The organism is Arthrobacter sp. GW822-FHT05G07 (assembly GCF_058799755.1).
In genome coordinates this window covers 12,114-28,755 of the sequence record NZ_JBXALT010000016.1, presented here as the reverse complement: position 1 = coordinate 28,755, position 16,642 = coordinate 12,114, and the positions used below count along the sequence as shown (strand labels likewise).

General features: G+C 63.3%; 15 protein-coding genes. 7 read left to right on the top strand and 8 right to left on the bottom strand.

Annotated features, from left to right (window positions below; genetic code table 11):
- Positions 1 to 4: 4 nt before the first annotated feature.
- The 8 genes from AC1RJY_RS22435 to AC1RJY_RS22400 all read right to left on the bottom strand — a co-directional run bounded on the left by AC1RJY_RS22435 (position 5) and on the right by AC1RJY_RS22400 (position 7,996).
- Positions 5 to 700: a lysophospholipid acyltransferase family protein gene (locus AC1RJY_RS22435; RefSeq protein ID WP_498603597.1), complete on the bottom strand. Its 696-nt coding sequence runs from the start codon at positions 698 to 700 to the stop codon at positions 5 to 7.
- 28 nt (positions 701 to 728) lie between these two features.
- The gene (cmk, locus tag AC1RJY_RS22430) at positions 729 to 1,442 is read right to left on the bottom strand and encodes a (d)CMP kinase (protein ID WP_011774383.1); all 714 of its coding nucleotides are present in this window, start codon (positions 1,440 to 1,442) and stop codon (positions 729 to 731) included.
- The gene (locus AC1RJY_RS22425; protein ID WP_014921345.1) at positions 1,442 to 2,548 is read right to left on the bottom strand and encodes a prephenate dehydrogenase; all 1,107 of its coding nucleotides are present in this window, start codon (positions 2,546 to 2,548) and stop codon (positions 1,442 to 1,444) included. Before AC1RJY_RS22425 ends, cmk begins: the two co-directional genes overlap by 1 nt.
- Positions 2,549 to 2,551: 3 nt before the next feature.
- Entirely contained in the window at positions 2,552 to 3,766 is a 1,215-nt protein-coding gene (locus AC1RJY_RS22420; protein WP_498603570.1) for a pseudouridine synthase, read from the bottom strand.
- A 151-nt stretch (positions 3,767 to 3,917) separates the two neighbouring features.
- The gene (gene scpB, locus AC1RJY_RS22415; protein ID WP_011774380.1) at positions 3,918 to 4,574 is read right to left on the bottom strand and encodes an SMC-Scp complex subunit ScpB; all 657 of its coding nucleotides are present in this window, start codon (positions 4,572 to 4,574) and stop codon (positions 3,918 to 3,920) included.
- Entirely contained in the window at positions 4,567 to 5,490 is a 924-nt protein-coding gene (locus AC1RJY_RS22410) for a segregation and condensation protein A (RefSeq protein WP_011774378.1), read from the bottom strand. Before AC1RJY_RS22410 ends, scpB begins: the two co-directional genes overlap by 8 nt.
- A gap of 6 nt (positions 5,491 to 5,496) precedes the next feature.
- The gene (locus AC1RJY_RS22405) at positions 5,497 to 6,396 is read right to left on the bottom strand and encodes a ParA family protein (protein WP_011774377.1); all 900 of its coding nucleotides are present in this window, start codon (positions 6,394 to 6,396) and stop codon (positions 5,497 to 5,499) included.
- 253 nt (positions 6,397 to 6,649) lie between these two features.
- Entirely contained in the window at positions 6,650 to 7,996 is a 1,347-nt protein-coding gene (locus AC1RJY_RS22400; protein WP_011774376.1) for a C4-dicarboxylate transporter DctA, read from the bottom strand.
- A 139-nt stretch (positions 7,997 to 8,135) separates the two neighbouring features.
- Here AC1RJY_RS22400 and AC1RJY_RS22395 point away from each other — a divergent pair, with 139 nt between their 5' ends.
- The 7 genes from AC1RJY_RS22395 (at position 8,136) to prpB (ending at position 16,583) form a co-directional block, all read left to right on the top strand.
- A complete protein-coding gene (locus AC1RJY_RS22395; RefSeq protein WP_210064224.1) occupies positions 8,136 to 9,782 on the top strand; it encodes a sensor histidine kinase in 1,647 nt (548 codons plus the stop codon).
- Positions 9,779 to 10,492 (top strand): response regulator, encoded by a 714-nt coding sequence (locus AC1RJY_RS22390; RefSeq protein ID WP_011774374.1) that lies wholly within the window; start codon positions 9,779 to 9,781, stop codon positions 10,490 to 10,492. Before AC1RJY_RS22395 ends, AC1RJY_RS22390 begins: the two co-directional genes overlap by 4 nt.
- Before the next feature lie 57 nt (positions 10,493 to 10,549).
- The gene (locus AC1RJY_RS22385) at positions 10,550 to 12,205 is read left to right on the top strand and encodes a LuxR C-terminal-related transcriptional regulator (protein WP_498603569.1); all 1,656 of its coding nucleotides are present in this window, start codon (positions 10,550 to 10,552) and stop codon (positions 12,203 to 12,205) included.
- Positions 12,206 to 12,347: 142 nt separating this feature from the next.
- A complete protein-coding gene (locus tag AC1RJY_RS22380) occupies positions 12,348 to 13,436 on the top strand; it encodes a class I SAM-dependent methyltransferase (RefSeq protein ID WP_210064226.1) in 1,089 nt (362 codons plus the stop codon).
- Between the two features lie 68 nt (positions 13,437 to 13,504).
- Entirely contained in the window at positions 13,505 to 14,146 is a 642-nt protein-coding gene (locus AC1RJY_RS22375) for a GntR family transcriptional regulator (protein ID WP_014921338.1), read from the top strand.
- Positions 14,147 to 14,156: 10 nt separating this feature from the next.
- Positions 14,157 to 15,677 carry an MmgE/PrpD family protein gene (locus AC1RJY_RS22370; protein WP_210064227.1) on the top strand — a complete coding sequence of 507 codons (1,521 nt, stop codon included), beginning with the start codon at positions 14,157 to 14,159 and terminating at the stop codon, positions 15,675 to 15,677.
- Complete coding sequence (prpB, locus tag AC1RJY_RS22365; RefSeq protein ID WP_498603568.1) at positions 15,678 to 16,583, top strand: methylisocitrate lyase; 906 nt, start codon at positions 15,678 to 15,680, stop codon at positions 16,581 to 16,583.
- Positions 16,584 to 16,642: the final 59 nt, after the last annotated feature.

Here is a 16,642-nt window from a genome sequence, read left to right as displayed (position 1 = left end):
TTCCTTAGTGGTGGTCTGCCGGCGTCCCGGCTACTGCTGAATGGCGGTGCTGCGAAGTGGTTTCTCCGGGCGCAGGTTCCAGGGGAAGGCCCTGGCCTGTGGCCCGGATGGCGTCCTGGACGTGTTCGGCCAGGGCATCACGGATCTCCGCAGCCGCCCTGTCCATTGAAACACGCCCGGGTTCGCCCCTCCGGCGCTTCACCGTGATGGGTTCACCGAAGCTGACATGGAGCTTGCGGCGGGGTTTGGGGATATGGTCGCGATGCTCATCACCTTGGCGGGTTCCGAGGATGGCCACCGGGATGACTGTGGCTCCCGAGCTAAGGGCCAGCCAGGCAACTCCGTTGCTGATGTTTTCGGCCGAGCCGCTCCCCCGGGTTCCCTCAGGGAGGATCCCTACACAGCGACCGGCGTCGAGCAGTTTCTTGCCGATATGCAGGGCGGTGCGGTCACCGGCGCGATCCACCGGAATCTGTCCGGATCCCCTCAGGACGGCGCCCAACAAACCTTTGAACATCTCTTTCTTGACCAGGATATGCATAGGGCGCGGCGACGCGCCGAACATCACAGGCCCGTCCAGGAAGCTGATGTGGTTCGCCGCAAAAATCACCGGTCCGGCAGCGGGCACGTTGCTCTTGCCCACCACGACGGTCCGATAGAGCACGTGATCCAGGAACCAACCAACCGGCCGGCTCCACATCCTGCTCTGTGCGGAGGGGAGCTGATACTCAGTCACCATAGATAACCTTGCTCACGATCGCCAAGGCTGTCTCGACAGTTTCCTCAAAGTTCAGATCAGAGGAATCGAGCGTCACCACGCCGTCCGCCGCTTGGGTGAAGTTCACAACGGTGGAGTCCTTGGCGTCACGCTGGATCACCTGGGTGTTGAGCTGTTCTTTTGTCTGCGTGCCGCCCAGCTGGATCCCGCGACGCCGCAGCCTGGCTTCCTCGCTGGCGGTCAGCAGCATGCGAACCTCGGCGTTGGGTACGACGACGGTGGTGATGTCGCGTCCTTCCACCACCATGCGGCGGTGGTGCTGATCGATCAGCTCGCGCTGGCGGCGGATCAGCTCAGTGCGGGCACCGAGCGTCGTGGCGACAGCACTGACGGACGAAGAGATCAAAGGATCCCGGATTTCGTCCGTGATGTCCGTGCCGTCAACCGCCACGTACTCGGTGGCAGTACTGGTGCTGATCTCCAGCGGCATGATTTTGGAAGCCTGTTCCACCGCTGCGCCATCCTGAAGGTCAACGCCGGTCTTAAGGCAGTACCACGTCAGCGCCCGGTACATGGCACCGGTATCGAGGTACGCCAATTTCAAGCGCCGGGCAACTTCCTTGCTGACGCTGGATTTACCGGATCCCGATGGTCCGTCGATCGCGATCACGAGCGGCTTGCCGGGACGGGCAACTGTCTCCGGGCCAAAAAATTCACGCGTCATTACTGGAGTACCCGCCATCCACGGTCAGTCAAAGCTTCAACAAGGAGGTCATGCTTGCTCGGAAGCACGGAAAGCTCCACCATGCCCACGTTTTGTCCCGACGAATGGTCGAGCCGAAGGTCTTCAAGGTTCACGCCGATCTCGCCGATCTCCGTGAGGAGGTGCGCGATCTGGCCAGGCTTATCGTCCACCAGGATGGTCAGCCATGAGTACGCCTGAGGAGGCCCACCGTGCTTTCCGGGGATCCGTGCCTGGCCTGCGTTACCCTCACTGATCAGTTGCGCAAGGTCCAGCCGGGCCCCCGGAGCAAGAGGAGCTTCCAAGGTACCGATCAAACGGTTCAGGTCCTCGCGCACACCATGCAGGATGGAAACCAACTTCTCGGCATTGCCACCCAGGATCTGGACCCAGAGGGTGGGATCGCTGGCTGCGATACGGGTGGTGTCCCGAAGCCCGTTTCCTGCCAAGGAGAGGGCATGCAGCGGCGTGCCTTGCAGACGGCTCGCCAGAAGCGACGACATGATCTGTGGCAAATGGGACACCAAGGCCACGGCCTCATCGTGCTCGTCCGCGGTGAAGCGGGAAACAATCGCTCCCAGATCCCCCGCAAGCGAACCCGCAGCATGAAGTGCCGCATCCGAAGTTTCTTCAGAGGGGCACAGAACCCAGGGCATGGAGGTGAAAAGCTCTCCCCTGGCCGCAACCGGGCCGGATTTCTCCCTGCCTGCCATGGGATGCGTACCCACATAGCGGGTCAGGTCCACGCCACGTTCCCGCAGCTGCGCCTGGATGGCTGCCTTGACGCTGGCAATATCAACCACGACGGCGGACGGGTAGTCCTCCAGTGCCTTCTGCACGACGTCGGCGGTTACGTCCGGCGGGGCCGCGACAACTACCAGCTGGGGTTCTTCATCCAACTCGCCTAACGGCCGTCCCGCACCAATATCCACCGCGACCGCCTGGTTGGTGGGCGAAGGATCGAAAAGGAAAACAGGGACACCCCGTCCGCGCAAGCCGAGGCCAATACTGGCCCCAAGCAAGCCTGTGCCGAGAACGACGACCGGGCCATCGAGATGGCCCCGGCCGTGCGTACCGAATGCCGACATGCCTTAGAGCCCCACAGATGCCAGGAGGTGTCCGACTTCCTGCCTGCCGAGGTTGCGGATGCTGCCCTGGCGCTGGTCGCCCAAGCCAATGGGTCCTACCTTGACGCGGACAAGACGCTCCACCGGGAACCCGACGGCGTCGAACATGCGGCGCACAATGCGGTTCTTGCCCGAGTGCAGGACGACCTCGATCAGGACGTGGCCCGGGGTGGAATCAACCAAGCGGAAGGAGTCAACTGCAGCTACGCCGTCTTCGAGCTCGACGCCGTTCTTCAGCTTTGCGCCCACCCCTTGCGGGAACGGGCCACGCACCTGGACCAGGTACGTCTTGGGTACCTCATAGGAAGGGTGCGTCAGGCGGTTGGCGAGTTCGCCGTCGTTCGTCAGCAGCAGCAGTCCCTCAGTGGCGACATCGAGACGGCCGACGTGGAACAGGCGCTCACCCTTGTTCTTGTTGTTCTTGAGGAAGTCGCTGATGCAGGGGCGGCCTTCGGGGTCCTCCATGGTGGAAACGACGCCCTTGGGCTTGTTGAAGACCATGTACACGAGCGTTTCGTCGAGCTGGATGCGGATGCCATCAACGTGGATCACTGCGGACGTAGGGTCCACGCGCATACCAAGTTCGGTGGTCACCACACCGTCAACCTCAACGCGTCCTTCGAGGATCATTTCCTCACACACGCGACGCGAAGCCACGCCAGCCTGTGCCATGACCTTTTGCAGGCGCACGCCGTCAACATCGTGAAGGTCGGACTGGGGGACTTCCTGGCGGGGGCCCCGGTTGCGGCCCGGCTTCCGGATGGGGCCCAGGTTCTGGCCGAAGCGTTCGCTGCCGAAGGCCTTCGATCCGTACTGCCTTGCCGGCTTCGCCTTGGGCTTGATGGCGCCCGGCGTGCCGGGTGCCTTGCCAAAGCCAGGCTTGTTGGAGCCGGGCTTGCGGAAGGGCTTCGCGGGCCTGGCTGCCTGGCCGCGGTCGTAATCGCCCGCTGTCGTGGGGTTGTCAGGATCGAAGGGTGCCGCTTCGCGCGGCTTCGAAGCCTTGAAGGGGCGGCCTTCGCGCTGGGTGAAGTTGCGCTTTCCAGCGCCGGCGCTGCCGCCGCGGCCGGAGAAGCCGCCGGCGTTGGAGCGGCCCGTGCCGCTGCCCTTGGCCTCATTGCGTCCGGTGCTGTTGCGCCCCGAACCGTTACGTGGTGAACTCTGGCGTCCCGCCTGTGTCATGACCCGTCCTTGTGTAGTAATGGCCGGCAGTTGGTGTTGAAATCAACACTAGCCAGCCGGGCAGACATCGTCTGCCCTTTGTCGCTGTGCACCTTGGTAAGGCGCCGTGAATCAGTATTAAGTTGCATTGCTGTGCCGGTGTGGGCCGTGGCTACATCCGGCTTGCGTCGTAGTACTCGTCGATCCCTTCCAAACCCGGGAGGTGCGGCGAGAGCTGTGGCAGTTCAGCCACCGAGCCAATGCCCATCCGTTCCAGGAAGTACGAGGTTGTCCGATAAAGGACGGCCCCCGACTCGGGATCGTTTCCGGAGTCCTCGATCAAACCACGTTGGGTAAGAGTCCGGACCACGGAATCGACGTTGACGCCGCGAATGGCAGACACCCGGGCCCGTGAGACCGGTTGCCGGTAGGCAATGACCGCCAGGGTCTCAAGCGCTGCCTGAGTAAGCCTGGTGGTCTGCCCTTCAAGGACGAATCTCCCCACGATGTCGGCGAAATCCGACCGTGAATAGATCCGCCACCCACCGGCGACGTTCCGCAATTCAAAACCCCGGGGTGCAGTACTGGCAACGGCAAAGCCGACAGCATCCACGTCCGGGGCTTTAACAGTATAGCCGCTATACTCCCGCTGCAGGTCCTGCAGCAAATCCTCGACGACGGCGACGGTCACGTTGAGCCCGGCCGCCAGCTCTTCCGAGGTGGCTGGCTCATCAATGACCATGAGGACTGCCTCCAACGCTGCTCGTGCACCGCCGGGCAGCGCTTCCAGTTCAGCCAGGCCATCCTGGACCGTTTCCTGTTCACTCACTGGCGCCACCCCCACTTCCCCCGGCTTCTGCCCCGGCTTCGTACTCCTCGCTCAGGCTGGAACTGTCCCAGCCGGCATCATCACCTGTCCACCGCACCGTCAGCTCAGCCAACGGCCCGGGTTGCTCGAAGGCAACCACGCGGTCACGGAACATCTCCAGCAATGCCAGGAATCGTGCAACCACCACCAAGGTGGTTTCGGCGTCGGCAATCAACGTCTGGAACGACAACGGCGCGCCCAGCTTCAAGCGGTAGCCCATGATTTCAGCTTGTTCCTTGACGCTGACCGGCGGAGCATGGAGGTGGTCCAAGCCAACCTCGGCAGGAGCGGAGTCCTTCGGTTTGAGTGCTTTGGCAGCAAGTTCCGCGAACTGCTCCGGAGTGTGCCGCCACACCAGTTCCGGAAGCAGCGCGGCGAAATGGCCTTCCAGTGCAACCTGCCGCGGATACCGACGGGCTTCCTGCTCCAGTTTCTCGCCCAGGATTCCGGCGATCTGCTTGAACGCCTTGTACTGCAAGAGCCGGGCGAACAGCAGATCCCTCGCTTCGAGGAGCGCTATGTCCTCGGCATCCTCTACCTCACCGGCCGGCAGGAGGCGGGCTGCCTTCAAGTCCAGCAGCGTTGCCGCGATCACCAAAAATTCGCTGGCTTCATCCAGGGCCCAGTCCTCCCCCAGCTCCTGGAGGCGCCTGATGTACTTGATGAATTCATCGGTGACGGTGGCCAACGCCACCTCGGTGATATCCAGCTTGTGCTTGGAAATGAGGCCGAGCAAAAGGTCAAAGGGACCCGTGAAGTTAGCCAGCCGTACCTCGAAGCCGGCCTTACGGGCTTCGGAAGTACCGGCGTCGGGCGCTACCGCCGGGACGGCTAAGGCCGGATCCGCTTCAACGGTGGGGGCGATTGACGGTCCCACCGTCCGCTAGGGCGCGCCGCCGCGCGAGATCAGTTCCTTGGCAAGGCGGCGGTACGCGTCAGCGCCGATGTGGTTGCCGGCGTAGCTGGTGATGGGCTCGGCGGCCACGGTGGCATCAGCAAACTTGATGGAACGCTTGATGACAGTCTCAAAGACCTTGTCCCCGAAGGCCTCCACCAGGCGCGAAATTACTTCACGGCTGTGCAGGGTGCGGGCGTCATACATGGTGGCCAGGACACCGTCCACCTGAAGGCGCGGATTGAGGCGGTCCTGTACTTTCTCGATGGTTTCCACCAGGAGCGCCACGGCGCGCAAGGCGAAGAATTCGCAGATCAGCGGGATGATGACGCCGTGGGCTGCAGTCAGAGCATTGACGGTCAGCAGGCCCAACGAGGGCTGGCAATCGATCAATACGACGTCGTAGTCGTCCTCAACGCTCTTGAGGGCGCGATCCAGGACTTGCTCGCGGGCTACCTCGTTGACGAGCTGGACTTCGGCAGCGGAGAGGTCAATGTTGGCGGGCAGGAGGTCAACGCCTTCAACACCGGTCTGCTGGATGGCATCGCGGATGTTCACCTTACGGTCCATCAGGACGTTGTAGACGGTGAGGTCGAGCTCGTGCGGATTTGCCCCGAGGCCGGCGGAAAGCGCCCCTTGGGGGTCAAAGTCCACCAACAGGACACGTCGGCCGTACTCGGCGAGTGCAGCCGCCAGATTGATGGTGGAGGTGGTTTTACCCACGCCACCCTTTTGATTAACCATGGCGATGACTCTCGCCGGACCGTGGGAGGCCAGTGGAGCGGGTTCCGGGAATTCGCGGTGAGGGCGGCCCGTGGGCCCCATGATGGCGTCTTCCAGATCGAGCTCGGTGCCTTCCAGCGTAGCTGTTCCCCGTTCGATGCTCACGTATCTAACCACTCTTTCGACGACGATCTTCCCTGCCGCTGCGCCCCCGGCGACAGCGCTGCTACCCCCTTAGGCTACAGCGCCCGACACGGTTATTTTGGGAACTTGACATTGGCCGATTCCTGAGCCTTGACCCTCTGGTTGAGGTCGAAGGTTTATATCGCTGGCATCGTCCTGCCGCGGAAACAGCGGAGGCCGGCACCCTGTGGGTGCCGGCCTCCGCCTCACTGCATAGCGTGTGGGGCGGGTCCTCTTAGACCGTAACCTTTTCGCGGTTTTCAGTTTCGGGAGCAGCCTCTTCTTCGCCCCCGTGGGCAATCATGGTCTGCTCATCGAAGGGCTCGCTGCCGGAAAGGACACGCTCTACCTGGCCATTGTCGATCTCCTTCACCCAAGTGCCTATCAGAACCGTGGCAACTGCGTTGCCTGTGAAGTTGGTCAGTGCACGTGCCTCGGACATGAAGCGGTCGATTCCTACGATCATGCCCACGCCTCCCAAAAGCTCCGGCTTGTGTGCCTGGAGGCCGGCGGCGAGGGTTGCAAGCCCGGCACCGGTGACGCCTGCAGCACCCTTGGAAGCGATGATCATGAAGACCAAGAGGGAGATCTGGGCACCGAGATCCAACGGCGTGCCCATGGCGTTGGCCACGAACAGCGATGCCATGGTCAGGTAGATAGCCGTGCCGTCGAGGTTGAAGGAGTAGCCCGTGGGAACAGTGACACCGACAACCGGCTTGGACACACCCAGATGCTCCATCTTGGCAATCAGGCGGGGCAGCGCAGCCTCGGAGGATGAGGTGGAGAAGATCAGGAGGTACTCGCGGGCCAAGTACTTCATGAGCTTGAAGATGTTCACGCCGGCAACTGCGCGGAGCAGTGTGCCCAGGATCACCACGATAAACAAGGCGCAGGTGACGTAGAAGGCCAGCATCAGGGTGAACATGCTGAGGATCGCCTGGGCGCCGGTGGCACCAACGACGGCGGCGATGGCACCGAATGCGCCCACCGGAGCCAGCCACATGATCATGATGAGGATACGGAAGACGAGGCGCTGCCCGTGACCGATAGCGGTGAGGATGGGTGCACCCTGCTTGCCCATCTTCTGCAGTGCGAAGCCAACCAGGATGGCAGCCAGAAGGGTGGGCAGGACCGGAATGTCACCGGGGATGATTCCCAAGAGGAAGTCAACGGTGCTGTTGGTATCGGCCTTCTTGGTGGGATCGTACGGGGTCAGCTTGAGACCCTCTCCCGGGTGGATCAGGTTGCCGACCACCAGGCCGATGGCGAGGGCAAAGGTGGACATTGCCACGAAGTAGCCCAGCGCCAGCCCTCCCACCTTGCCAACGGTTGCGGCTTTGGCGATGGAGCCGATGCCCAGGACGATGGTGCAGAAGATGACCGGAGCAATCATCATCTTGATGAGCTTGATGAAGCCGTCACCGAGCGGCTTGAGGGATTTGCCGACTTCGGGGAACATCAGGCCGACCACGGCGCCGAGCACTACGGCCAGGATGACCGCGATGTACAGGTAATGCGACTTGTCGAGCCCCTTGCGTCCACCTTTGGCGGCTACTGCCGACTCTCCTCGTTGAGAGGTCATGGGATTCTCCTTCTGGATACTGTGTAAGGCGCTGCGGTCCTGCACTGATGTCCAATCCGCTGCCCTTGTGTGATATCCATCATTGAGCTGTTGGTGACACACATCACCGTTGCGGTCATATTGGTCATGGGAGGCCCACGTGTTTCACAGCTGGAGCATCGCCCGCCGCTTGTTCGTGGCGAACCTGCTGTTCGTCCTGGTACTGACGGCGGTCTTCGGTGCGTTCTCCGTGGTGGAAGCCAGGGACCGGGCCTACGACGAGGCCGGCGGCAGGATGCAGGCAATCGCCACCTCCCTCGCCAACAATCCCCTGGTCCTGGAGGCGGCGTCGACGACTGATCCTTCTGCCATCCTCCAGCCATATGCGCGGGAAGTCATGGACGACGCCGACGCCGACTTCATCACCATCATGGCGCCGGACAGGACACGCTGGACCCATCCCCGGACCGAGGAACTGGGCAAGCCCTATATCGGGACGATTGAGCCCGCTCTCGGCGGCGAAACCTTCACGGAAGTGACCGCAGGAACCCTGGGCCCCTCAGTCCGAACCATCGCTCCCGTCAAGGACATCGGCGGAAACGTCAAGGCCTTGGTGGCTGCCGGAGTCACGGTCCGCACAGTGGACACCGACGTTACCGAAAGGCTGGGGGTGATTGGCGGAATCGCCTTGGTGGTCCTGTTCTTCGGATCGGTCGCCTCGTGGCTGTTAGGCCGATACCTTCGCTCGGTCACCCGCGGATGGGGCCCGGAGCAATTGGCGCAGCTGTTCGCATACTACGAGTCGGTCCTGCACTCTGTCCGCGAAGGCGTGATTCTGATTGACACTCACGGCAAGGCGGTGATGTACAACGACCAAGCCGCCGAGCTACTGGGCGTGGAGCCTTCCGACGCCGACCGGTCCCCCGATGACGCCCCGAAACTCGCCGATCTTCCCTTCGACGGCAGCCTGCGAGCGCTGTTCGAATCCGGCAGGCCCGCTCACGACGAAATCCACCTGACCGGTTCCCGGATCCTTGTAGTCAATCAGGCCCCCGCAGTGGGGCCGGTGCCTGAGCGCAGCCGACAGAAACCCGCTGTCTACGGCACGGTAGCTACCATCCGCGACCGTACTGAGATCGAGTCCCTGGGCACGGAACTGCAGACGATGAAGACTCTCTCCGATGCCCTGCGCGCCCAGACACATGAGCATGCAAACCGGCTGCACATGATCGTGTCCCTGTTGGAACTGGGCCGCACGCCGCAAGCCCTGGACTTTGCCACCAAGGACCTTGAACTCAGCCAGCAACTCACCGACGACATGGTGGCGTCCGTGGATGAGCCAGTGATGAGCGCGCTGGTGATGGGGAAGGCGGCAGAAGCCCACGAACGCGGGGTGGAATTGGTGGTGCGGACCTCGGGGAGCTCCGGCGTCCTGGGCTTGGAAATACAGGACCTGGTGACCATCCTTGGGAACCTGCTGGACAATGCAATTGATGCTGCGGCCGCCGGGGACTTCCCACGGAAGGTGGAGCTGGATGTGGAAGCCGGACCTGCCGCCGTCGAATTTACGGTGCGGGACACGGGCAGTGGCATCAATCCCGACTCCATTGATGACGTCCTGCAGTACGGCTTCAGCACAAAGTCCCCGGAAGAAAACCCGCGCGGCGCCCATGGCCGGGGCGTTGGCCTCGCTTTGGTGCGTCAGGCTGTGGAGCGGCTCAACGGTACGATGACCATCAGCAATCCCGGTGGAGCACAGTTCCATGTTCTGCTCCCGGCGCCGGTTCCCGAGGAAGAGAAGGCATGACAGACATCCGCGTCCTGGTGGTGGAAGACGAGCCGATAGCCTCGGACGCCCACTCTGTCTACGTTGGCCGCCTGGACGGCTTCACCCTGGTGGGGACGGCACCGGATGGACAGTCGGCCTTGCGCATCCTGGGCGAATTCGCGGCGTCGGGCTCCCCGGTGGACCTTGTCCTGCTGGATATGAATTTGCCGGACCTCCACGGCCTGGACGTCGCCCGCCGAATGCGTTCCGCGGGCGTCTTTGCCGACATCATCGCCATCACTGCCGTCCGGGAACTGACCATCGTGCGCAGCGCCGTGTCCATCGGCGTCGTGCAGTACCTCATCAAGCCCTTCACGTACGCCACGTTTGCGGACAAGCTCAGCAGCTACCGGACCTTCCGCGAACAGCTGGCGGGCTCGATGTCCGGGATCTCCAAAGCCGGAGCGTCGCAGAGTGACGTTGACCAGGCGTTTGCCAGCCTTCGCGCTCCCACCGATCTGCCACTGCCCAAGGGGCTCTCCGGCTCGACGTTGGAATCGGTGAAGGACCTGGTGCGGGCGGGCCGGCAGCCGGTGTCGGCAAGTGAGGTGATGGACGCGCTGGGGATGTCCCGCGTCACCGCCCGCCGGTACTTGGAATACCTTGCCGACGCCGGTACGGTCACCCGGGCGCCCCGGTACGGCACTCCTGGCCGGCCGGAGAACGAGTACGGCTGGAACCGGGGCTAGGGTCCTCCCGTTCCCTGCGCCTCCGGCAGTAAGCTGGTGCCGACCCATGGAGAGCCCATGTCCCCAACGCCAATGTCCCCAGCGCCAATGTTTCCAGTGCAGCACCAGCTGATGGCAGCCCGCGAGGCGTTTGCCCGCGGAGACTGGGACGCTGCGCGTCGGGCCATGGAACGTGCTGCGAACGAAGCGGCCCTCGGTGTGGAAGACCAGGAAATCCTGGCACGCTCCAAATGGTGGCTCGGCGATGTCCAGGGCTCCATGGCCCTGTCCGAAGACATCTTTCACAGCAGGGTTGCGGATGGGCACGCCCAATCCGCCGCAAGAGCTGCCCTGATGCTTTCCCTGCAGTGGGGACTTCGCGGAAATATCGCCGTGTCCTCTGCATGGCTGAACCGTGCCCGCCTCCTGCTGGAGAGTCTTCCGGAGTCCGTTGAGCACGGCTATCTCCTTTACCTCGAGGGAAACGACGCGATCTACCTCGAAGGGGACGCCGGACCGGCGTTGTCGGCCTCCGTGCAGTTGAAAGAGTTGTCGCGCAGGCTGGTGGCCCCGGAATTGGCGAGCTTCGCCTCGATGTTGTCCGGCCTGGCTGCCGTACGCAGCGGTGACGCAAGCAATGGCTTCCGGGACCTTGACGAAGCGATGCTTCCCGTCCTGGCCGGGCAGGTGCCCGCTGAATGGGGTGGCGATATCTATTGCTCCGTCATCCACCTGTGCTACGAAATGGCTGATTATTCGCGGATGAGGGCTTGGACGGATGCCTTGGCGACGTGGTGCGCAGGGCTCTCCACGTCCTTCATGTACGCGGGCATCGCTCGCGTTCACGAACTCCAGTTGCTGAGCGCCGAAGGCAACTGGGCACAGGTGGAATCGGAGATCGCTGAGCTCGGCGAGCGCCTGAGAAATGCCCACGGGTGGATTGCCGCGGACTGCTTCTGCGAGCTGGGTGAGATCCGCCGACGGCGCGGTGATACGGCGGGTGCGGCCGCAGCTTTCGCGTCGGCCCGCGAGCTGGGAGTGGACGCGCAGCCTGGCCCCGCACTCCTCCTTGCACAGGCAGGCCGGACCGAGGCCGCCACGGACGCACTCAGGGCAGCCTTGGCCGAACGCGGACCGTTGGGACGGGCATGGCTCCTGCTGCCGATGGTGGAGCTGCTCGCGCCCGGAAATCCAGCAGCGGCCGAGATTTACTGCCGGGAGCTTGAGCTGACGGCGTCTCGCTACGGCAGCCCGGGCTTCCTGGGCCGCGCCCACCATGCCCGCGGCTCCGTCCTGATGGCTGAGCGCCGATGGCCTGAGGCGATGACCGCGCTGGAGGCCGCCGCGCAGGCATACAGATCGCAACGTCTGAGGTATGAGCTGGCAGAAATCCACGATCGTCTTGCCTCCGTCAACGCGGCCATGGGCGAGCACCGTGCTGCGGACGCGGAGCGGGCCACTGCCGCCGCTATCCGCGCACAGCTTGGCGCTGCCAACATCTCCTGGCTAAAGACCTCCGGGGAACCGGGTGGGTTGACGTCCCGTGAGGTGGAAGTGCTCAGTTGCGTACTCTCCGGTTCCAGCAATCGCCAGATCGCAGACTCGTTGACGATCTCCGAAAAGACAGCCGGACGGCACTTGGCGAACATCTTTACCAAGATCGGCGTCACGTCCAGAACCGCTGCCGCTGCCTGGGCTCGCCAGCACGGCATCCCGGAGCGTCCGAAGCTTTGATGCCCGGTACCTGCATCATTCGCCTCATGGCCCCGCAAAAGATGCAGAAATCCCCCGACGCCGTGACCGCGGTCCCAAACATAACGTGAAGTTGCGGGCAACTGGCCGGGCGAGTCGGCCACCGGAACACAAAGGACTGGCCATGAACAACATCCAGACTGAACAGCACCAAAGCCCCACGCCCACCCGGGACAGCGTGGAACAGGCCGCGGGCCGGATGATCGGAATCCTCAACGACTCCTCCATTGCCCTGCTCATCGGCGTTGGACATCAAACGGGCTTGTTCGAGACCTTGGCGGCTCTGCCGGCAGCCGGGAGCGATCTGATCGCCGATGCTGCCGGCCTTAACGAGCGCTATGTCCGGGAATGGTTGGGCGGGATGACCTCGGCTGGGTTTGTCGACTACCAACCGGACCGTGGAACCTACAGCCTTCGTCCGGAATTCGTGCCCGTCGTTACCGGGCCCGGAACCGAAAATCTGGCGCGAACGCTGCAGTATGTCCCGCTGATGGGAGAAGTTGCCCCGAAGGTGGCGCAGGCATTCCGGACGGGTGGCGGAACGAGCTACGACGACTACCCGCGGTTCCATCACATCATGGCTTCCGAAAGCGCCGCGGTGAACGACGCATCACTTGTTGAGACGATCCTTCCCCTGACGGGCTGCGTGGATGCACTGCGCCGTGGAATTTCAGTGGCCGACATCGGTTGTGGCGAGGGGCATGCCATGAATCTGCTGGCGGCCACTTTCCCTGCCAGCACTTTTACCGGTTACGACTTCTCAGGGGAGGCATTGGCTACTGCCTCCGACGAAGCCTCAGCAGCGGGACTGTCCAACGTCCGGTTTGAACTCCAGGATGTAAGCCGCCTGGAAACCGAGGAGCCGTTCGATTTGGTGACAGCTTTTGACGCCATTCACGACCAAGCCCGCCCGGCTGAGGTCCTGAAGAACATCCGGGCTGCGCTCAAGCCGGAAGGAACATTCCTCATGGTGGACATCAACGCTTCAAGCCGCTTGGAGGACAACGTGGAGCTCCCGTGGGCAGCGTTCCTGTACACCATCTCAACCTTCCATTGCATGGCAGTTTCGTTGGGGCAGGGCGGCGATGGTTTGGGTACGGTGTGGGGCAAACAGCGGGCAACGGACATGCTTCTGGATGCGGGTTTCCGCGCGGTGGAGGTGAAGGAACTGGAAGAAGACCCCTTCAATGCGTACTACGTTGCAAGGCCGTGATGTATACACAGAACGAATTTTTCGGGCCTTTAGTGCCATAAAGCTGCCGATATGTATACAATGGGGATATGCGCGCCAGTGATCGGGCTTACAACGCCCTTCGTGAAGACATCATTGAGTGGCGTCTCCGTCCGGGCACCGTCCTCGCCGAAGTGGAGCAGTCCGAACGCCTCGGAGTGTCCCGGACCCCGGTCCGGGAGGCGCTGAGCCGGCTGACCGCGGAAGGACTGACGACGGCGGCAGGCGGCCGCGGCGTCGTCGTCACCGATATTTCGCTGGACAGCATCGACGAACTGTTCGAACTGCGCGAAACCCTCGAGGTCAGGGCGGCCGCCTTGGCCGCCCAGCGCGGCGAACCAGGTATCTTCGCCGAACTGCACGCCCAACTGGTGCTGGCACCTGAGCTGCTGAGCGACAACGACCCCGCGCGCCACGAGTACTACGCCTTGGTAGGCCGCTTGGACGACGCCATCGATTCGGCCATCTCCAACACTTACCTGGCCAATGCCATGCGCAGCCTCCGCGTCCACTTGGTCCGCGTCCGCCGCCTGGCAGCCGACGACGCCGCCCGGCTTCATGCCGCAGCTGCAGAACATGCCGCGATCGCCGAGGCCATCGCCGCAGGCAACCCCCGGCTCGCCGAAGCCGCCACCACGCTTCACCTGCACCGCAGCCTCACCCACGTCAAAGCCACCCACACCCCTCATTAGAAGGAGCACCATGGTCAAGAACAATCACGTCCGCGTCTACAAGAGCGAAGAGAACCTCCCTCGCGAGGAGCAGCTGGCACACAAGATCGCCGTAGTCGCCGCCGACGCAGTCGAGGTGACCCCGGAGGTCACCGATATGGTGATCAACCGGATCATCGACAACGCCTCCGTGGCCATCGCCTCGCTGAACCGGGCACCCATCGTCGCGGCCCGCGCTCAGGCACTGACCCACGCCCCGTCCGCCAATGGCAAGGGCGCCTCAGTGTTCGGCATCGAAGAGCAGGTCTCCCCCGAGTGGGCCGCCTGGGCCAACGGCGTGGCCGTCCGCGAACTCGACTACCACGACACGTTCCTGGCCGCGGATTACTCCCACCCGGGGGATAACATCCCGCCGATCCTGGCCGTCGCCCAGCACGTTGGCTCCAACGGCGCCGACCTTGTCCGTGCCATCGCCACCGGCTACGAGATCCAGGTGAACCTGGTTAAGGCCATCTGCCTGCACAAGCACAAGATCGACCACGTCGCCCACCTCGGCCCGTCCGCCGCCGCCGGCATCGGCACCCTTCTTGGCCTGGATGTTGAGACGATCTTCCAGTCCGTGGGCCAGGCCCTGCACACCACCACCGCCACCCGGCAGTCCCGCAAGGGCGAGATCTCCACGTGGAAGGCCCACGCCCCGGCGTTCGCGGGCAAGATGGCGGTTGAAGCGGTGGACCGTTCGATGCGCGGACAGACCTCCCCGGTGCCGATCTACGAAGGCGAAGACGGCGTGATCGCCTGGATGCTCGACGGCCCGGATGCCTCCTACGAGGTTCCGCTGCCGCTGCCCGGTGAAGCGAAGCGCGCCATCCTGGACACTTACACCAAGGAACACTCCGCCGAGTACCAGGCCCAGGCGTGGATCGACCTCGCCCGCAAACTCCACAAGGAGCACCCGGAAACCACGGACCCGGCCAACGTCGCCTCCGTGCTGATCAAGACCAGCCACCACACGCACTACGTGATCGGTTCCGGCGCGAACGATCCCCAGAAGTACTCCCCGACCGCGTCCCGCGAAACCCTGGACCACTCCATCCCATACATCTTCACCGTCGCCCTGCAGGACGGCGCCTGGCACCACGTGGACTCCTACGCCCCCGAACGCGCAGCACGCCCGGACACCGTGGAACTCTGGCACAAGGTCACCACCGTCGAAGACCCCGAATGGACCCGCCGCTACCACTCCCTGGACATCGCAGAGAAAGCCTTCGGCGGCACTGTTGTCATCACACTCACGGATGGGTCTGTTGTCACGGACGAAATCGCCGTGGCCGACGCCCACCCGCTCGGTGCCCGGCCGTTCGCCCGGGAGCAGTACATCAACAAGTTCCGCACCCTTGCTGCCGGTCTCGTGGAGGAAGCCGAGATCGAAAGGTTCCTCGCCGCCGTCGAACGCGTCACCGAACTCGGCGAAGGCGAACTGGACCAGCTGAACATCACCGCAGCACCCGGCGTGATCGACCTCGCAGCAGCTCCCAAGGGACTGTTCTAAATGCTGTACTCAAAAGTCACCCCCGAACAGAAACGCCTCAAGCTGCGGGAGTTGCTGGCTTCCGGGACCGTGCAGCAGTTCCCGGGAGCGTTCAACCCGCTCTCGGCACGGCTGATCGAGGAAAAAGGCTTCGCCGGGGTCTACATCTCCGGGGCCGTCCTGGCCAACGACCTCGGCCTGCCGGACATCGGCCTGACCACCCTCACCGAGGTAGCCACCCGGGCGGGGCAGATCGCCCGGATGACGGACCTGCCCTCCTTGGTGGACGCCGACACCGGCTTCGGTGAACCCATGAACGTCGCCCGGACCATCCAGGAACTCGAAAACGCAGGCCTGGCCGGCTGCCACATCGAGGACCAATTCAACCCCAAACGCTGCGGCCACCTGGACGGCAAAAACGTGGTGGACATCGACACCGCCACCCAGCGCATCCGCGCCGCAGCAGACGCCCGCCGCGACCCGAACTTCCTCATCATGGCCCGCACCGACATCCGCGCCGTCGAAGGAATCCAGGCCGCACAGGACCGCGCCAAAGCCCTCGTAGAGGCCGGCGCTGACGCGATCTTCCCCGAAGCCATGGCCACCCTGGACGAATTCCAAGCCATCCGAGACGCCGTGGACGTACCGATCCTGGCCAACATGACCGAGTTCGGCAAAAGCGATCTCTTCACTGTGGACCAGCTTCAAACCGTAGGCGTGAACATGGTCATCTACCCCGTCACGCTACTCCGCATTGCCATGGGAGCTGCAGAGCGTACTCTGGAATCGATTAAGGCTGCGGGGACCCAAGAAGCGCAAGTGGAAAACATGCTCACGCGTGCGCGCCTCTACGAACTCGTCGACTACGAGGCATACAACCAATTCGATACCGGCGTTTTCAACTTCCAGGTTCCTGGCATTCGCTAGGTCCCGGGATTCATACAGGGGAAAGCAGGTAGCCCGGGGCTTCCGGGCCGCTTGCATTA